Annotated in this window: 13 protein-coding genes and 1 tRNA gene; 4 read left to right on the top strand and 10 right to left on the bottom strand. The window is 45.1% G+C overall.

Translation table 11 applies throughout. The features are described from left to right. Positions 1-76 precede the first annotated feature (76 nt). From EXU30_RS03030 to EXU30_RS03005, 6 genes are all read right to left on the bottom strand, one after another. Entirely contained in the window at positions 77-670 is a 594-nt protein-coding gene (locus EXU30_RS03030) for a LutC/YkgG family protein (protein WP_130597756.1), read from the bottom strand. A 10-nt stretch (positions 671-680) separates the two neighbouring features. Then, positions 681-2,060 (bottom strand): lactate utilization protein B, encoded by a 1,380-nt coding sequence (locus EXU30_RS03025; protein WP_130597755.1) that lies wholly within the window; start codon positions 2,058-2,060, stop codon positions 681-683. An 11-nt stretch (positions 2,061-2,071) separates the two neighbouring features. Continuing rightward, on the bottom strand, positions 2,072-2,815 hold the full coding sequence (locus EXU30_RS03020; RefSeq protein WP_130597754.1) for a (Fe-S)-binding protein: 744 nt from the start codon (positions 2,813-2,815) through the stop codon (positions 2,072-2,074). A gap of 692 nt (positions 2,816-3,507) precedes the next feature. Then, positions 3,508-5,526 (bottom strand): methyl-accepting chemotaxis protein, encoded by a 2,019-nt coding sequence (locus tag EXU30_RS03015; protein ID WP_242620302.1) that lies wholly within the window; start codon positions 5,524-5,526, stop codon positions 3,508-3,510. 235 nt (positions 5,527-5,761) lie between these two features. Next, positions 5,762-8,842: an efflux RND transporter permease subunit gene (locus EXU30_RS03010; protein ID WP_130597753.1), complete on the bottom strand. Its 3,081-nt coding sequence runs from the start codon at positions 8,840-8,842 to the stop codon at positions 5,762-5,764. Next, complete coding sequence (locus EXU30_RS03005) at positions 8,839-9,987, bottom strand: efflux RND transporter periplasmic adaptor subunit (RefSeq protein ID WP_242620301.1); 1,149 nt, start codon at positions 9,985-9,987, stop codon at positions 8,839-8,841. Before EXU30_RS03005 ends, EXU30_RS03010 begins: the two co-directional genes overlap by 4 nt. Before the next feature lie 222 nt (positions 9,988-10,209). On the opposite strand from EXU30_RS03005, the gene EXU30_RS03000 reads away from it, so the two are divergent. Continuing rightward, on the top strand, positions 10,210-10,848 hold the full coding sequence (locus EXU30_RS03000; protein ID WP_130597752.1) for a TetR/AcrR family transcriptional regulator: 639 nt from the start codon (positions 10,210-10,212) through the stop codon (positions 10,846-10,848). A gap of 456 nt (positions 10,849-11,304) precedes the next feature. Further along, positions 11,305-12,207 (top strand): DUF6268 family outer membrane beta-barrel protein, encoded by a 903-nt coding sequence (locus tag EXU30_RS02995; protein WP_130597751.1) that lies wholly within the window; start codon positions 11,305-11,307, stop codon positions 12,205-12,207. Between the two features lie 110 nt (positions 12,208-12,317). Here the strand turns inward: EXU30_RS02995 and EXU30_RS02990 are convergent, their stop codons facing one another. Continuing rightward, the gene (locus EXU30_RS02990) at positions 12,318-12,767 is read right to left on the bottom strand and encodes an LPP20 family lipoprotein (RefSeq protein WP_130597750.1); all 450 of its coding nucleotides are present in this window, start codon (positions 12,765-12,767) and stop codon (positions 12,318-12,320) included. After that, positions 12,764-13,471: a FlgO family outer membrane protein gene (locus EXU30_RS02985; protein ID WP_130597749.1), complete on the bottom strand. Its 708-nt coding sequence runs from the start codon at positions 13,469-13,471 to the stop codon at positions 12,764-12,766. Before EXU30_RS02985 ends, EXU30_RS02990 begins: the two co-directional genes overlap by 4 nt. Positions 13,472-13,776: 305 nt before the next feature. On the opposite strand from EXU30_RS02985, the gene EXU30_RS02980 reads away from it, so the two are divergent. Both EXU30_RS02980 and EXU30_RS02975 read left to right on the top strand, forming a co-directional pair. After that, positions 13,777-15,042, top strand: a complete 1,266-nt coding sequence (locus EXU30_RS02980) for a flagella assembly protein FlgT (RefSeq protein ID WP_130597748.1) — start codon at positions 13,777-13,779, stop codon at positions 15,040-15,042. Between the two features lie 88 nt (positions 15,043-15,130). Continuing rightward, positions 15,131-15,206 (top strand) — tRNA-Arg (locus EXU30_RS02975). Positions 15,207-15,816: 610 nt separating this feature from the next. Here EXU30_RS02975 and EXU30_RS20765 read toward each other — a convergent pair. Further along, a complete protein-coding gene (locus EXU30_RS20765; protein WP_165398954.1) occupies positions 15,817-16,161 on the bottom strand; it encodes an amidohydrolase family protein in 345 nt (114 codons plus the stop codon). A gap of 35 nt (positions 16,162-16,196) precedes the next feature. After that, positions 16,197-17,561, bottom strand: coding sequence for an amidohydrolase (locus EXU30_RS02965; protein ID WP_165398953.1), 1,365 nt, complete (start codon positions 17,559-17,561; stop codon positions 16,197-16,199). Positions 17,562-17,664 lie beyond the last annotated feature (103 nt).

Below are 17,664 nucleotides of genomic sequence, written 5' to 3'. Positions count from 1 at the left end.
TTACTAAGTACTTTGGTTTGCTAGAGACTTTGGTTTACTAGATGTTTAGTAATCTGGCTTTGATAGCCACTGCTGGCTAAATCAGATACACATCTAGGCTACAAGCGCCGTGCGCGCCAACCACCAGTGCTTGCTCAATATCTGCTGTTTTTGAAGGCCCAGCGATAAATACGCCAAACTCACAAGCGTTAAAGTCGATGGCTTTCATCGCTTGGTGCATATTAGCGACAATCGTATCTCGCTTAATAGTGATGATCAGATTTTCACAGATAAAAGGTGTCACTCGATGCTGCTCAGGCAGTGTCACCCAGATAGCGCCGTTTTCAGCAACGGCTACTTGCCCTTCAAGCACGGTAAAATCAACATCGTGCATCTCGTGGGCGCGATCCGGCGATTGCCTGTTTCCTGTTACGCCTGCAACAAAAGATAACACGCTTTTATCTTGTTCAATAAGAGATTGAATATGCTCTGCTAATGCTGATTTGCCGCCTTGGGTTATCAGCTTACCCGCAACCGTGCTCAAGTTAGTGGCAAATTGCTCAACTAAGCTGAGTTCGTTTGACTCGTTAAGCCCACTAACACTTATTGGCTCAATATTAATTAGAGGCTTAGGCGCGGTTACTACGGCAGATTGCTTCAGCGCTGCCAAAATGGTGTGTTTACTACTCATTGTTGTCACCTTACTTTTGCTCTCTGTTACGTTTAAACCAAGCTTCGAAGCTTGAATCTGCACCCGCAGGCAACTCACGATATTTGCCCCAGGCACCAGCAAAGGGTTTTAATAGGCTGTGTGGCAATATTTTTAAGCTGGTTCTAGCAATGGACATAGAGCAGTTTAGTGCTGTTTCATTGGCCATTAACTTACCGACAAGCGGCATGTAGTGACGTTTACCATAAGGCAATTGACCTTGCTCGGCTTTTAAGCGGCGATGGCGCGCGATAATTTTATCTAGCGGCACCTTAGTTGGGCACACATAGCTGCAGCTGCCGCATAACGTGCACGCCCACGGTATCGAGTTGCTGTCATCGTCGCTTGCGCCAACAGCAATACCAATTGGGCCTGGAATGGTGTAGTTATAGCTAAACCCACCTGAGCGGCGATAAACCGGGCAAGTATTCAAGCAGCCACCACAGCGGATACATTTTAGCGACTCGGCTAAGATATTATCTTGCAGCATGTCGCTGCGGCCGTTATCAACGATGATTACATGCATCTCTCCGCCAGATTTTGGCGCTTTATAAATTGAAGAGTAGGTGGTGATTGGCTGACCTGTCGCGTTACGTGCTAGCGTTCGCAGTATTACGGCTGCGCTGTCCATATCTGGCACCAGCTTATCTATGCCCATGGAATGAATTTGCACCCCTGGCAAGTTGGCGCCCATATCGGCATTGCCCTCATTGGTACATACAATCACCGCACCTTGATCGGCTACCGCCATATTCACGCCTGTCATTGCTGCATCAGCGCTTAAAAATTGCTCGCGTAAATGGGCTCTCGCGGCGCGGGTAAGGTAGGTAGGATCTGACGCGCCAGCTTGCGTGTTGATCTTTTCATGGAACAGCTCACCAACTTCTTCTTTTTTCATGTGAATAGCTGGAACCACGATATGTGATGGCGGCTGCTTAGCTAGCTGGATGATCCGCTCACCAAGGTCGGTATCAATCACCTCAATACCGCGCTGCTCAAGGTAAGGGTTCATGTGACACTCTTCCGTCAGCATCGACTTCGATTTTACTAATTTCTTCACCTTGTGGCGCGATAAAATATCGTAAGCAATTTGGTTATGCTCAGTAGCATCTTTTGCCCAGTGCACTTGGATACCATTAGCTAAGCAGTTGGCTTCAAACGTTTCTAAGTACTGACCAAGGTTGCTCAAGGTATGCAGTTTAATCTGTGAACCTAGCGTTCGTAGCTGTTCCCACTCGGGTAATTGCTTGGCTGCTCTGTCGCGTTTTTCTCTTAGTGTCCAAAGCGCTTTTGAGTGCCAATCAACACGGCTTTCATCTTGGCAAAAAATATCGGCTTTGTAGGCATGAGTTTTAGTTTGTGTTTGCGTCATAATGCTTGCTCCTACAGTGCCATATTGATAATTTGCGCGATGTGGCGCGTGGCAATAGGGAGTTGTTGCCTGCGAACCGTGCCGTCAATGTGCAGCAAGCATGATGGGTCAAAACCAACAATGAACTCAGCGCCAGTATCGGCGTGAGCATGGGCTTTATCTTTGCCCATTTTGCCTGATATCGCGCCTTCATCTAGGGCGAAGGTGCCGCCAAAACCGCAGCATTCGTCGCGCTTTTGCGGGTAAACAATGTTTAAGCCTTCGATACCACTGAGTACCGCCTCAACCTTGTTAAAAGGCGTATCCATGCTTTCAGATGGCGTAGCCAAGCTCAACATGCGAATACCGTGGCAGCTCATTTGCAGGCTAACCTTGCTATTAATGGCTTTGTTGAATGATGCGATAGGTGCAACATCGTGCAAGAACTCAGTTAATTCATAAAGCTTGCGAATGACAGCTTGTGCCTCATCGCTGTCATCAAATTCATGAAAGTTCTCCTTTGCCGCGACTAAGCAAGACGCTGCAGGGCAAACAATGGCATCACATTCCACCCCCTTAAATGAATTAAGCAGTTTTAGTGTCGTGGCGCGGGCTTCGTTAAAGCAACCTGAGTTGGTCATAGGCTGGCCGCAACACGTTTGTCCTTTTGGCAAGATAACTTGGTGTCCTAACTTCTCAAGCAGTTCAAGGGTCGCGATACCCACCTCGGGCATCATTTGATTAACTAAACATGGAATAAACAGCGCGATTTTCATTGAGTTCTTAGCCTATATTGCATATTGCAAGACGAGTCGCTTATCGCCAACTTTGCGATAGCAGCTGAGTTGGTCAGATAATCTACTTGTTTATTTTTGCAAAAAGTACAGTGAAAACAGCAAATGTATCGAGCTATTTTTTCAAAAATGGAAAAGTTGGCAGGCGTTGTAATAGAAAACTCAGGCTAAACAATGGCCTATAAAAAGCCTTTATTGATCAATTTGATTACGCTTTTAAGAACTTTTAATAACAAAAGTGTGCGCTTGTACAAGCGTGCTGGGCTGAAAAGGAAAGCTTGGTGGAATTAGATGATAAAAAAGGGCGCATGTGCGCCCTTAACTGTGCAAAAAACGAAAAGATAGTTAACGCTATATATCTAGCGGTGATTCAATATTCTCCGATCTATAAAGACGCCGGCGAATAGCACTACAAGTATGAAAAAAGGAGTGGCAAGCAAATAAGGTAGTGCTCTTAACACTGCTTCAGAAAACGGAATGTCAAGTTGCATGGGGGCAAGTCTAATCGCAACACATATGAGCACAGTGACAAAACTCCAAAATGTATACGTCAGGCTGTCTTTAAATATCGATTTTATATCAGTTTTCATTGTGCCTTCTTTTGCCCTTGATCAGCAGTATTGTTAGCGAGGTAGTAAGCCCTTGAGTTGTCACAAGGGCTTTAGTCTTGCTTATTAGCTCACCTTAAATACGCCAATCTTCTGCTTAATATCTTTAGCCATTTGTGCCAGCTCCTTGGCGGAAGATACGTCCATATCTGCGCGCACATGACTGTCTTTTGCTAGAGTCGAGATTGAATGTAAGTTGCTTGAAATATCATTTGCCACTGCGCTTTGCTGCTCCGTGGCGCTAGCAATGCTGGTGGTAAATAGTGCTAGCTCTTCAATGCTGGCGTTAATCTGGCTAAGCTGTTCGTTGACCGTCTCACCTTGCTGAGCTGAGCGTTGGCCAAGTTGCTGACAGTGTTGCATTTGCTCTGCAGTGAGTTTTACCTGAGCTTGCAGGCGGCCGATGGTGCTGCCAATTTCGCTGATTGAGGTTTGCGTGCGCTGGGCAAGTGAGCGAACTTCATCTGCAACCACCGCAAAGCCGCGGCCTTGCTCACCAGCACGGGCAGCCTCAATGGCGGCGTTAAGTGCTAGTAAGTTGGTTTGCTCAGCAATGCCGTTAATTACTTCGGTAACCTTACTGATAGCTTCACTTTCAGTAGTTACTTTTTCAATATTGGTTTGTGATTGGTCTAGCTGCTCGCTAAGCTCTTCAAGCGCGTGTACGACATGATCTAGCTGCTGATGCCCTTCACGTGAAGACACATCGACTTGCTGGCTTTGCACTGCGCCGCGAGAGGCATTATCTGCCACTTCGCGTACTGAAGATGACATTTCCTCAATGGCAGTCGCGATTTGCTCAGTTTGCCCAAGCAAGGTTTGCGCTTCTTGACCATTAAGCTCAGCATTCTCTTGGCCATGGTTTGCCTGTGCTTCAAGGCTAATGACTGATTGTTGCAGTGAGTGGATTAGCTCACTTAAGTTTTCAGCCATCTTGCTAGTGCTTAGGGTTATTTGGTCAATCTCATTGTTGCTTTGAGCGCTGACGTTATCGAATTGCTGTGATAAGTCGCCTGCACCCAGGTTAGCCATTTGCGTTTGCAGTTTAGCCAGAGGTGCGGTGGTTTTGTTAATGACGGCAAATAGCAATACTGAAATAAGTGCTATACCTACTGCGGCTAAACCTAAGATGACCTTTAATAGTGTCACGCTACCATCGTTAAACTCGCTAAGCTTGGTCATGCCGATCATGGTCCAGTTCCAGCCATTGACTGCAACGGTATAAGAAACCATGGTGTGACCGTCAGGTGACTCAAATTCGTTAAATGTCTCGGTTTGCATCGCGCTTTGTTTGTCGAGACCATTTAAGAAACTAAGGTCAAATTCTTGATCGCCAGTGACTTGTGGGTGAGAAATAATCTTGTAGTCACTGTTGCTGATGAGCATATAAAAACCAGTGTCTTCAACAGTCAGCTCTTTTAACGTTTGTTGGATTTGATTGACGCTCATTGAAATATCAAAACCGATAAACATGATGCCGATGACTTGGCGGTTATCGTCAAATATAGGGCGGTAAACTGTCATGTAGTCTCTACCAAACAGTTTGGCGTGACCTTCATACTCTTTACCCTGCATCAATAACTTGTAGCCAGGGTGCTGCTTACCAAGCTTAGTGCCAATAGCCCGTTGACCGTCAGGTTTGCGTAGTGAGGTAGATACACGGACAAAGTCATCACCGTCACGTACAAACATAGTGGCGTTACCACTGGTGAGCTTGGCAAAACGGTCAACTTTACTCTTGGCGCCGTTAAGTAGCTCGTGCTCGTGATAAATCGATGGCGCGCGGACACCTAAAACCTTAACGCGCTTGTCTTTGAGATAAAAATTGCCGGGATACATAACTTTTAGAATGTCGGCGTTACGACGGGCGAGTTCTAGCATGCTGTTATATTGGAGCTCAATTAGCTTGCTGTTGCCGTGCATTTGCCCAATAAGTGCTTTGGTCGCTTTGTCGGTCAGTACCTGACTTGAGGTCATATAAGATACGAGTGACATAAGGCTAAAAACGATGACACTGAGTAGTAGGGCAAGTGACCCAATTTGCTTTGCTAAGGGCCAGCTTTTGTAGTTATTGATCATTACCATTTAATCCCCATTAAATTGAGGCTTTAATGTAAAGAATTTTGGTGTTTTTTTGATTGATTGTAATCACATAAAGGCTAATACTTTTTGATACTTAAGTTAAAAACCGGCGCTAGATCCGCACCGGTTTTTATTGAGCAACACAAAGTGTTAGATAGTTGACAGGTGACAGTTTTCTGACGCTACTTTGACAGTGCAATTTAGCTAGGTTTACTTGTCAAACTTCACTGTTTTTTAGTTAACTGGTACTTGTGCTTTCCACCAAAGTTGCAGGCTGATGCTTGCTGGATTTCATGAACAAGATGTACATGGTTGGCACCCAGATGAGTGACAACATAGTGGTTAACAAAGTGCCTCCAGCAATGGCAATGGCAAACGGTGGCCAGAACCCACCACCAGCAATGATTAACGGTAAAAAACCGCCTATGGTGGTCACTGTTGTTGAGCCAATATGACGCCCACAACGGTTGACGATATTGACCACGCCGTCAAAGTCGCCAAGGCGCGCACCAGGGTAAGTTTCTAGCTCAGCTAAAATCACAATTGCCGCGTTAATGGCCAAACCCATTAGGCCAAGCAGACCAATGATGACGGTAAAGCCAAATGGGTAACCAAATACGTAAACAGCCAGCAAACCCAACCCTGCAGATTGCATAGCGCTGAGCAAAATGATGCCGGTTAAGCGAAATGAGTTGAACGATAGCACCACAGTTGTAAGTAGCAGGGTGACCACTACAACAATGTTTGACAGTAGATTACCAACCGCTTCATCACGCTTAGCGCTCTCGCCGCCGATTTCGATGTGATAGCCAGCAGGAATTTCTAGCTGATTAATTTGATCGGTAATGGCATTAAGTACTTTAGCTGGCAGCACACCACTGGTGATATACGCCTCGATGGTATTTACCCGCTCTCCGTTGCGCCTTGGAATAGCGCTGCGACTAACATTGATTTGACTGTCAGCTAAAGCCGATAGCGGAATTCCTGAACCGTTAGCTGACACTAAATTCAAACCATCAAGACTACTGGTTTGGTCACGATTTTCATCGCCAAGTCTAACGCGAATTGGCAGTGATTCGGTTTTCTCTAATATGCTGCCGCCAGTAACACCAGTTGTTGCCATTTGAATTTGATTCGCTATATCAGCAAGGCTTAAGCCACTCATTAAGCTGGCATCTTCATTCACTTGTAGCCATACCTTTGGCGTGCTTGGGCTCAGGGTTGCGCGAGTATGCAGCACATCGGGTGTTTGCGACAAAATTTGCCTTACTTCATCGCCAAGTAGTTTAAGCGTGTCGAGTGATGGACCGTAAATCATCAACTCTACCGGCGCGTTGAATGGCGGGCCTTGCTCTAGCTTGCGTACCAGTACTTGTGCTTGTGGGTATTCAACATCTAACTCGGATTGCAGCGATAAAATTAGCCTATTTGCCGCTTCAAAATCAGTCACTTTTACCATGGCTTGTGCATAGTTAGTCGCGCCTTGCTGACGTTGAGTGAGGTTGTAGTAAAAGGATGGCGTATTACCACCAACAACCCAGCTTACCTCAAGTATTTCTTCAATGGCCTGCAGCTTGGCATCAATTGATTTTACCTGGGTTAGGGTATTGTCGATGCTCACGTGAGATGCCAAATACATCTCTATTTGGAACATGTCTCTGTCTGATGGCGGGAAGAACTGCTCGGTCATTTTCCCAGCCGCAATAAAGCCGCTTACCGGTAACACACCCACTAAGATGGCGGTCAATATTGGGCGTTTAAGCGCAAAGTGCAAACTAAAGGTAAATGCTTGGCTAAGACGCGGAAATGCCATGCCTTGCTGATACCAGGCTGTCGGCGCTTTATCTTGTGAAAAGCGTCCAGCAAGTCCAGCAATCACAGTGTGAGAGATGATGTAAGAGCCAAGCAGGGCAAACATGACCGAAATAGCAATGCCGCCAACAAACTCGCCAGCTGCACCTGGCATGAGTACGATTGGCGCAAATGCTAGCATGGTGGTAATGGTTGAGCCTGCTAGTGGTAACCACAGGTGGTGAATGGTGTTTTGCACCGCTTGTAGTTTACTTTGTCCGTCGCGGCGCTTTTGCGCAATGGCATCAACAATCACGATGGCGTTATCAACCATGATCCCCAACGCAACAACCAGACCGGTAACCGACATTTGATGAATGGGCAGGCCTGTATATTTCATGCAGGCTAGGGTAAATAATGCGGTCAGCGGCAGCGATAGCGCCACAATCAATGCATTGCGTAAACCTAATGTCAGTAGCAGCACACCGACAATTAACACAAAGCCTTGCAACAGGTTAATGACCAAATCGCCAAGGCGCACGCTGGTGTAACCTTGTTGGTCAAATAGCCACTGCACCTGAATATTACTAGGTAAATTGACTTCAAAGTCTGCGATGACCTTTTCAACTTGTAACTGCCATTTATCGACGCGGTTGCTATCAATCATTCGCGCGGCAAGCAAGATACCTTGCTCTGAATCAACCAGTGCAATGCTACTAGCTGGGGTTTTCGGCTGACGACTTATTTTAGCCACATCGCCAAGGCGAATGATTTGCCCGAATTGATCAACTTTAAGTGGTACTTGGCGAATACGGCTTTGTGAATCAAACTCACCCGACACTTCAACGAGTGCGCGAAAGTGTTGGTTGTTGAGCTCGCCCGCAGAGATTTTACTGTCTGCATTAGTCAGAATTTGCGCGATGGCTGCAGGGGTTAGGTTTAACTGGCTAATCTTATGACCGTCTAGCTCGACCAGTATTTCTTCTTGCGGCGAGCCATAGAGCTTGACGAAATCTGTGCCATTGAGCACTCGCAGTTTACTTTGCAGCTCTTTGGCGTAGCGGTTAAGAATATCGGCGCGTACTGGTGAGTCATCTGCCCATACCAGGCCTAATATAGCTGTGTTTGCGTAACCAACCTGATCGTCCAGAATCCCGTTTTGCGCAGGCACTGGCAGTAGATGTTGTGAATCGCCGATTAAATCTCTTGCTCTTGACCAGACTGGTTCAGTGTCAATTACCGAGTCTTTTAACTCTAATTGAATCACCGAAATGCCTGGGCGAGAGGTAGACTGAACCAGTTTTAGCTCTTCTAGTCGCCTAAGCTCATTTTCTAAAACTTCAGTGACTAATGCTTCAACACGCTCTGCTGATGCGCCAGGGTACTGGGTAATGACTGAGGCAAAGCGGTTAGTAATGTGTGGATCTTCGGTGCGCGGCAAACTGGATATCGCGCCAAGTCCAGCAACAACCAGCAAGGCAATAAACAGACTTGCCAGACGACCATTTTCTAAAAAGGCTTTAATCATAATGCCTCCGCAGGTGTTGGGCTAACCTGCTGACCCGCGACTAGTTTGTGTAAGCCTTCAACCACTAGCAGTTCGTTGGCATCAATTGCGCCTTTAATAAATGCTTTGGTGTCATCGGTATAAATAATCTCAACATCGCGGCGCTCGGTAACGGTTTGACCTTGCTCACCTTGCTTAACCACAAACACATTCCATAAGCCGCGCACGCCATCAGTTAATGCTGAAATTGGCACCCAGTAACCTTGGGTTGCCATAGTTTGCTGGTAATCAAGATAGGCAATTTCACCATTAATGATGGTTTCTTTAGGATCGAGCGCGATACGTAATTGTACTGTGCGAGTAACGGTATCGACTTCGCCGCTAATACCAGCAATCAGCCCAACCATATCGTGTTTGCCAACGGTGACGTCGACTTGCTGATTAGTTCGTAGGGTTTGCGCCACATCAACAGGCACACCTATGTAGGCCAGCTGATTATGCTGACCAATGAGAGTAAATACTGGCGTGCCAGCATTGACCACTTCGCCTAAATTTTGCTGACGCTTGCTGATAATGCCTGAGAAGGGGGCTACTAGGGTTGATTTTTCAATGCGCAAGCTGGTGGAATCTAAGTTGGCTTCAAGGCTCTGTTTACTTGCTTTGAGGCTTTGAACGCGCTGCTCACTCTCGTCAAGTTGTTGCTCTGAGGCATAGTTTTGTTTGCTTAGCTTGACTACGCGATCAAGGTTGTTGATGGCCAAATCAAGATCCGACTGGGTTTGTTTTAGGGTGGCTTTAAGCTGCTTTTGCTCAGCAAGTAGCAGACTGGTGTCGAGCTTTGCCAATATCTGGCCTTGGGCGACGCTATCACCACTGTCGACAAGCAGGGAATCGAGTTTCCCACCTAGCTCAAAACCAATGCCTGTGGTGTTAGCAGAGCGGATTACACCAGTGTAGGTTTGATGTTGCTCAAATGAGTCTGACTTAGTTAGCGCTAAGGTGGTGACAGGTTGCAATCTTGCTTGAGTTTGCACCGCCTCTTGTTCACTGCAACCGCTTAATGTACCGGCGCTGAGCGCTGCGATGACGACAACCGAGGTTGATGCCTTAATTACACGCTGGTTGATGCCATGCATAGTGCGGCGGCAGTTGGCTAGATAAGTCATTACAACATTCCTTTTGATCCTTGTTGCTTTTTCTCAGCAGGCTTGTTTGCTAATGCGCATGTTTCACATCATTAATCACGCAAGGTTTGCGGCCTGCTTGCAACAATTTGTATACATTCTAGACTGGCAAGTCTAATTTAACCAAACTGGACTGTCTAGTCTAGTTTGTGTTTTAATGATCCCACATTAGTCAAATTATGGCTAACCGGTAAGGCGAGAAACATGCAAAAACACATACCAAACAACCCGATAAAACTGACTCGAAGTGAGCAAAAACGGCAGCAGATTTTAACTTCTGCGATTGAGTTATTTTGTAACCAGGGTTTTGTGCACACCAGTATGGACGAAGTCGCTAAGCTTGCAGGTGTATCTAAACAAACGGTTTACTCTCACTTTGGCTCCAAAGATATTTTGTTCGCTTCGGCCATTGAGTCTAAATGTGTGGTGCATCAACTCACCGGAGATTTGCTGGAAGACCCTATTCAGCCAGAGTTAGCACTCAAAACCTTTGCGAAGCACTTTGGCGAGATGATTATTTCTGAAGAGGCGCTGACCGTTTATAAGGCTTGTGTGTCTCAGGCGGATACTCACCCAGATACTTCAAAGCTCTACTATGAAGCTGGGCCTTTGCATGTTTTTGAATTGCTTGAAACCTACTTTGCTAAGGTAAATGAGCTAGGTCGTTATCATTTCGACAAGCCAAGGGATTGTGCCGTGCGGTTTTGTCTGATGTTATTTGGTGAGCAGCGAGTCGCACTAGAGTTAGGGTTAAACTTTGAGGAAGACATGTTGCTGCGCCAGCAATACTTGCAAGACTGTGCTGATATGTTCTTACGCGCTTACCGAGCCGATAGCCGTTAACCATTCGATACCTAGGGTCAGTTAATCTTTGCTGATTAGAATTTGTTCGAATTAAAAGCACTTTAATCGAGGCGTGAGCGATGAAGTCTAGTCACCTAAACCTATCGATTTTAAAAAACAGGGCTCACAACAAACTTAGCTTTTTACTAAGAGCGTAGGTGCTTTTAAACGAACCTTTCAGGCAGCGCTTGTTGTCATTTCTACTGCGTTAACGACTTATCATGTGGAACAACCACACATCAAAGTCGTTGCCTTGTATAAATTTCCAACAAGCGGCTGCAAAAATAATCTTGAAAGACCAACAGGCCCTAATGCTATACAGTTTTTATTTCGATATTTTCTTCATTTAATTGAACATTTTTGTGAACATGGGCGTATATTATGACATGATCCAACTCACAATAATTATTGGCAGCGCAATCTGGTTTAGCCTGCCGAAACGAATGGACTTCGACAATGACTGTATCAAATAACGCTAAGTTTGTTTCCGGTAGTATTCTTGCTTTAGCTCTTTCCAGTTCCATTGGGAGCGCCCAAGCCGCCTATAGTTATTCGCCTTTTAAATTTAACGTCGCTCGTACCTCTGCGCCCAATGCTCAAGTTGGCGATCAAGGTAATGAGTTTAAGCGTGATGTTTGGATGATAGGTCTCGCTGCCACTATGCCGTTAAACAGGCAGTGGTCGATAGGCGCGAATCTGGGGTACGACAACCTCGATTATGGATGGAAAATTAATCAAGGTAACCAACTCGTTAGTAACGAAGTGCCTTGGAATTCAATCAACCGTTACAGTGTTGGCTTGTCGGTCAATTATCGACCAAACGAGCAGTGGATGTTTATGCTTGCTCCAAAGCTGCAATACGCTTATGCCAATACCGCATCATCGTCTAACGCCGAGAGTTATGGTGTTGTGGGGATGGGTATGTACCGCTTTGAGTCGGGAAATATGTTAGGAATGGGTGTTGCGTACCTAAACGATATTTCCAAAGTACGCACTATTCCTTATCTGGCGGTGAAATGGCAGATAAATGACAACTGGGTTCTGACTAACCCATTTCAAGCTGGATTTAGTGGACCTGCTGGTCTAGAGCTTAGATACAAACTAAACGATGACTGGGACTTTGGATTTGGTTCATCACGTCGCACCGAGCGCTTCCTTGTGGAAGATGATGATGTCAGCATTGAAATTGAAGAATGGGTGAGCTTTTTACGTGCAGGTTGGCAGGCGAGCAAAAGTGTTCATGTCAACATGTATGGCGGCTATTACTTCTCTGGTGAAATGGAGCAGAGCCAAACAGAGTTTTCTCAAGAGATAGAAAACCAATTTGCCGGTGCAGTGTCGTTTGAAGTGAAGTTTTAGATATTCAGGCACACATGTATAGAGAAGGCCGCTAAGTTAAATGACTTAGCGGCCTTTTACTATGTTAGCTATCTTGGATTTAATCAGGCTAGGTATCTCTATCTTTAAATCTAGAAGTAGGTGACTTCTTTGACTTTTCTTGGGCGGTTTTGTTGCTGATATAAGTGCCATACCTGCTCAAAGTCTAAGGACAACTCTGTGACATAAAACTCCCCTGAAGGATAAGTTTTCACTATCTTAGCGCCTCGAATAATGCCACTAACACTGGCGCGAACCTGATCATCATTTAATACCCAATCACTCACTGAGCTATTAGCGTCAATACGCTGACCATAGACTTGCTCGGCAAGCTCACGGTAGGCGGCAATTTTCGACGCCTGCATTGCCATTAATACTTTTTGCGACTTGTTGTCACTAGGTTGTAACTCAAGTGGCGCGTAACCTACAGCAGTAATTGTTGGAAAGTTTTCAGGCGCTTCAGTTTCCCACTGCACATATTTATCAGGCGATGCGCAAGCGGTTAACGTCAGTAACAACGCTGCAATGATTAGGCTTCTCATTGGTTGTCTCCTATAACTGAATAGCGCCCATCGGCAGCATTGGCGTGGCGATATAACAAGCCGTTACGATTTTCGATAGTTGATGGTGCTTGCAGGTAACCTGACAGGCTTGCACCGTCAACAAACGACTGAACAGAAGATACCACGCGGTTATTGGTAATATCGACGATGCGGCCGTTAAACACTACGCCTTCATTAGTCAGTGACATGGTTGAAACCAGCACATGGGCAACAGGTAGGTCGCTTGGCAGCATTTCCCAGTTACGTGACAGTAAAAACTCGCCTTTATCAGTAACGCGAATAGCGTTGGCTACATTGAGGTCGACAACATTAAATTCATGAGCATGGAATGCTGTCATTAAACCTTGCTGCAACTGGGCTGCAAGTGGGTTGGTCTGACTATAATCGGCAGTCATCACCGGGGTTGCCACTACCAATGGTTGGTCGCTTCTCAAGCCATCGTTTTGCAGCACGAGTTCATTGGCTAACGTCTCTGCCCAAGTATTTACCTGGCCTTTAGGTGCAATGCCTGATGCCATGACATCATAGGTTACTTGCGGCGACTCTGCTGATATCTGCCCATCAACTACCTGCAAGTCATTACTAAACGATAAGCGCTCAGCAGTGGGAACTTGCGTTGAGCTACATGCGCTGCTGCCAAGTAGTGCAAGTGCAACAACTGACAAGTAATGCTGCAATTTCATATTTATTCCTTCGCCTTAAGCCATGGTTGACGCAAAAATCGTCTATGGCAAATACCTGATTATCTAAATTATCGGCGCGGCGTCAGATTACTTTACTGATAATCATGGCTTATATGTGCTTTCACAACTTGAGCAGCTTAGGCATAAAATTTGCTTTTATCTAACTAGGTATAGATTGGCGTAGTATTCAGACAAAAATTTGGCAGTCTGGCCGCTAGCTGTGTTAGTGCTGACTGTAGACTCAATTAACGTCATCAGCGCATCACAAACAAACGTTAACGCTCAAATGTAGAATAGGTAAGCGAATGAAACATAAGCTTGAACAGACTAAATTTCCAAGGTTTTGGCAATTGGCTGACTGTAGTAAGTTGTCAGTAAACTTTTCGTTACCTAGCTGTTCGTTTACTCGCACTTTGGCTGTACCTGCACTGGCTGCTTGTATTGCTTTGCTGTCAAATCCAGCGATGGCTGAGCAGGTAGAGGTAACCGGTAAAGCAACCATTGTGAATGGTAATATTGAGAAAGCCCGCGAAGATGCAATTAGCCAAGCGCTAAATTATGCCAGTCTTAAAGCCGGGGTTAATTTTTCCAGTAATCAACAAATCGATCAAGGTAAGCTAACGCTGGACTCGTTTCAAATTCAGCGTATTGGCGCAGCTAATGATGTGCAATTGGTTAGCGAGATAATCAGTGATGACAAAATCTCAGTCGTGCTAAGAATGGAAGTGGTTGAGCAGCAAAGGGCTGAGCAATGCGTTAGTCAGGGTTTAAAGGCGACAATCATGTTGCCGAAAGCCTTAATTAAGAATAAACGCGATCTAGCCTACGGTCAGCTAGCATATTTACAGCGTGATTTTTCTATTCAATTTGGTGATGCGTTAAATGCCTATTCCCAGTACAGCGTTGCCAATGTGCATGCTGACGAGTTACTAGACCATACCAATAAGCTCACGAACTATCGCGGCAATGTGCTGCCGAGCTGGCTAAGTGAGGCGACCGATAGTCATTATGTATTGCAGCCTGAGATCACCGATATTTCCGTAGAGGATTATGAGACCTCATTATTTGGTTTGGTCGAGCATTATCCAGAGCGTTACATCAAATTTAAGCTTAATTTGTATCATGGCATTAGTGGTGAGCTTGTGTGGTCAGATTCTTTTGAAAGCTCGTCTACTTGGGAGTTTGACAAGAGCCAGGCTGTATCAACAAGCTCAGCGCGTTTTTGGCAATCCAGCTATGGTTTAAAGCTTAATGAGTTATTTGAGCGCAGTTTAATTGAGTTGGATAACCAACTTAATTGTCGACCTTTACTTGGGCAAATCGTTGCGCGTCAGGGTGATAGAGTTGTGTTGAACTTAGGTCGAAATAATGGCGTTAAAATGGGTGATAAATTCCAAATCGTTTTGCAGCGTAATATCCCCGATAGAATTAACACCATGCGCGCCGTGGCCAGTAAAACCCGCGCCAATGTGACTATTGATCAAGTGACAGAGAACACAGCGACTGCAATTATTTCTGGAATAGAAAGCGCTAATAACATCCAGATTAACGATATAGCGATCAAGATTTAACCAATTAAATTTTAACGAGTTTAATCCGTGAATATATCGATAACAAAGGGTTTTCATCGACGGGAATTTGCGTATAATCAGCCCAAGTCTCCCTATAGCTCAACAGGATAGAGCAGCCGCCTCCTAAGCGGCCGATCAGGGTTCGAGTCCTTGTGGGGAGACCATATATTGCTTAAATACCGTGTTTTACATCGACTCCCATCATTGCTCATCACCCACCTCGTAATACAAAACTCGTGTGTCATACATAATTACAAACCGACAAAGGCCCCATTAAAAAATGTAACTCTTCGGGCTCTCGCATGATTTACCCACTCAAGGTTTTAGATATTATAAATATTAGTCACAGTGGTTAAGTAGCAACTATTCAATTTGTTACTGTCAGTTAGGGGTAAGTTTGTGATTAGGAAGTATGTAAAACAAGCTACAGATGAAACAGAGTTTCTGGGGCATTTTACTGACCGAAACTTAATTAATTTTTGTCTAATCGCTTTTCAGAGTATGCATCTTTAGCACGTTTTGCCCAAAAGTTAGTTAGCATACTGGACAGGTTTATAACTCAAATCGAATGTCGATGAACTTCCAGTAAATATGAAGGCATAACTATGAATCCTTCATATAAAACTTGAATAACGGCAAGGCGTTACGCTCAAAGTAGGTGCGGCCTAACTCTTTCTGTCAATGTTCTGCGAGATAGGGAAACCAGAGTCGGGTGATTGCGTAAAACCCTGCCAATTATTAAAGAGGAAAGAACAAGTAACTGTTTGATTTCTGCTACTGAACCTTATGTGTTACTCGGCCATCCATAACTGTCATTAACAGCGAAATTTGATGCGCTGTGCCAGGTTTAGCCTCATACGGGTCTGATTCTAATACTACGAAATCGGCATATTTGCCTACTTCTAAACTACCAATTTTATCTTCCATGTTTAGCATCCAAGCAGCATCGATAGTGATGGCTCGCATCGCTTGATGAATGGTCATAGGTTCCCAGTTAGGTGGAAAAACTTCTGTATTTTTAGGATCAGAGATATCTAAACCGGTAGTAGCGCCATCTACAACGAACAAAGGTGCTTGCATAGTTGGAGAGGTGCTTGGCACATCGGCAGAAATACCCACCTTTACGCCGTTGCGTGCAAAGTGTGCGTAGCGACCTAGAGAAGTTTCGATACGGGGTAGCCAATCATTCTTTCATTATCTAGTTTGCCGCCGCCGAATGTGTTAGTGAAACTCGGAGTTGAGTTAACGGGTATCTTATTATCTATGATGCGCTTCTGGTCGTCAGGGTGAACCCAAATTGCATGGTGCAGTGCGCTACGATTATTTGCGTCTATCTTTCTTGCTTCTATTATCGCATCCACGGCTGCGCGAGAGGATCGATCACCGTCGGTATGAATAAATACATCTAACCCTTCTTTTGCAGCTTTGGTTACAATCGACATTGTTGTGTCAGGCTGCACGTTAAATGTTCCTCTATGCTCTGGTTGATTTTTATAAGGGTCGATGAAAGGTGCGGTACCAGCTACTGTATTTCCCTCAGGATGGATTTTCAAACTACGAGAACGGAGCAAGTCACTGTTGTATTTTTTGTTCATTCTTACCCCAAAGTTTACAAATCGTTGAGGATCGCCTTTAGGTGTTTTGAAGAACGGTTGAGCTTGGACTCTTAAAGGGAGTGTGTCAGATTCAGCCCAGTCTTGAAGAATGTCCATCGCCGTCTCGAAGTCCTTTTCCATTCCTCCATGAACATCTTTGATGTTAGGCGTGACGATGCCTGGGACCAAAACCATCGTAGTACCGTTGCTCGCAGCAAGGTTTAATAGATACTCAGCGCTCTCAGGGATCATGTTGTCAGGATCCCATGCCCCAATATCAATATAAGATTGAAACCATTGAATTTCTATTGCGGCTCCTGTTGGATTTCCTTCGCTATCGCGCACCCAATATGTCACTCCCGGCACGGCATCAGGTGTATCCTTGGTTATATTTGCCGCTTTGAGCGCAGCTGTGTTCATCCAAGCATCATGAATCGTGTTATCTAGGATAATGGCAGGTCGGTCAGGGACGGCTTTGTCCAGATCCGCTGCGATGGGTAGACCTTCTAACATGTTTTTGTCCCAACCGACGCCTTTGATCACCTTATGATCCGGATTAGCTTTAGCGTATGCCTTAATTTTAGCCAAAGCATCTTGTTTTCCTGTTGCGTCGTAAAGCTGAACGCCTGAGGTCGTCCACTGTGAGGCTATTAGGTGATCATGTGTGCTTATGAAACCAGGCAATAGCGTCTTACCATCTAAGTCAATTACTTGAGTGTTTGCTCCTATCCAGCTTTTGGCGTCATCTTCTGTGCCTACCATGACAATTTTATTCCCCTTAATTGCCAAAACTTTGGCTAATGGTTTTGCCTCGTTCATAGTTCGAACATTTGCATTTGTGTAGACGATGTCTGCACTGGTGTTACCAAAAGCATTAAAGGTGGTGAGGGCCAAAATAATAAAAACTAGAATCAAGTTCTGCATAACGTTCACCATGGGATTAAGTGTATTGGAAAGATTAGTGATAGCTCATTAGTTAGTTACGTATTGGAGTTCGAAGAGTTGGGGCATTAACTATCCGATGTCT

Source organism: Shewanella maritima, assembly GCF_004295345.1.
GTDB classification, from domain to species: domain Bacteria; phylum Pseudomonadota; class Gammaproteobacteria; order Enterobacterales; family Shewanellaceae; genus Shewanella; species Shewanella maritima.
This window is presented reverse-complemented; position numbering and strand designations above follow the sequence as displayed.

What these genes read in the sequence shown, in the direction of transcription:
- EXU30_RS02995 (WP_130597751.1), top strand. Translation starts at nt 11,305, where the DNA reads ATGACTGTATCAAATAACGCTAAGTTTGTTTCCGGTAGTATTCTTGCT.
- EXU30_RS03015 (WP_242620302.1), bottom strand. Translation starts at nt 5,526, where the DNA reads ATGGTAATGATCAATAACTACAAAAGCTGGCCCTTAGCAAAGCAAATT.
- EXU30_RS03005 (WP_242620301.1), bottom strand. Translation starts at nt 9,987, where the DNA reads ATGACTTATCTAGCCAACTGCCGCCGCACTATGCATGGCATCAACCAG.
- EXU30_RS03010 (WP_130597753.1), bottom strand. Translation starts at nt 8,842, where the DNA reads ATGATTAAAGCCTTTTTAGAAAATGGTCGTCTGGCAAGTCTGTTTATT.
- EXU30_RS02965 (WP_165398953.1), bottom strand. Translation starts at nt 17,561, where the DNA reads ATGCAGAACTTGATTCTAGTTTTTATTATTTTGGCCCTCACCACCTTT.
- EXU30_RS03025 (WP_130597755.1), bottom strand. Translation starts at nt 2,060, where the DNA reads ATGACGCAAACACAAACTAAAACTCATGCCTACAAAGCCGATATTTTT.
- EXU30_RS02990 (WP_130597750.1), bottom strand. Translation starts at nt 12,767, where the DNA reads ATGAGAAGCCTAATCATTGCAGCGTTGTTACTGACGTTAACCGCTTGC.
- EXU30_RS03030 (WP_130597756.1), bottom strand. Translation starts at nt 670, where the DNA reads ATGAGTAGTAAACACACCATTTTGGCAGCGCTGAAGCAATCTGCCGTA.
- EXU30_RS02985 (WP_130597749.1), bottom strand. Translation starts at nt 13,471, where the DNA reads ATGAAATTGCAGCATTACTTGTCAGTTGTTGCACTTGCACTACTTGGC.
- EXU30_RS03020 (WP_130597754.1), bottom strand. Translation starts at nt 2,815, where the DNA reads ATGAAAATCGCGCTGTTTATTCCATGTTTAGTTAATCAAATGATGCCC.
- EXU30_RS03000 (WP_130597752.1), top strand. Translation starts at nt 10,210, where the DNA reads ATGCAAAAACACATACCAAACAACCCGATAAAACTGACTCGAAGTGAG.
- EXU30_RS02980 (WP_130597748.1), top strand. Translation starts at nt 13,777, where the DNA reads ATGAAACATAAGCTTGAACAGACTAAATTTCCAAGGTTTTGGCAATTG.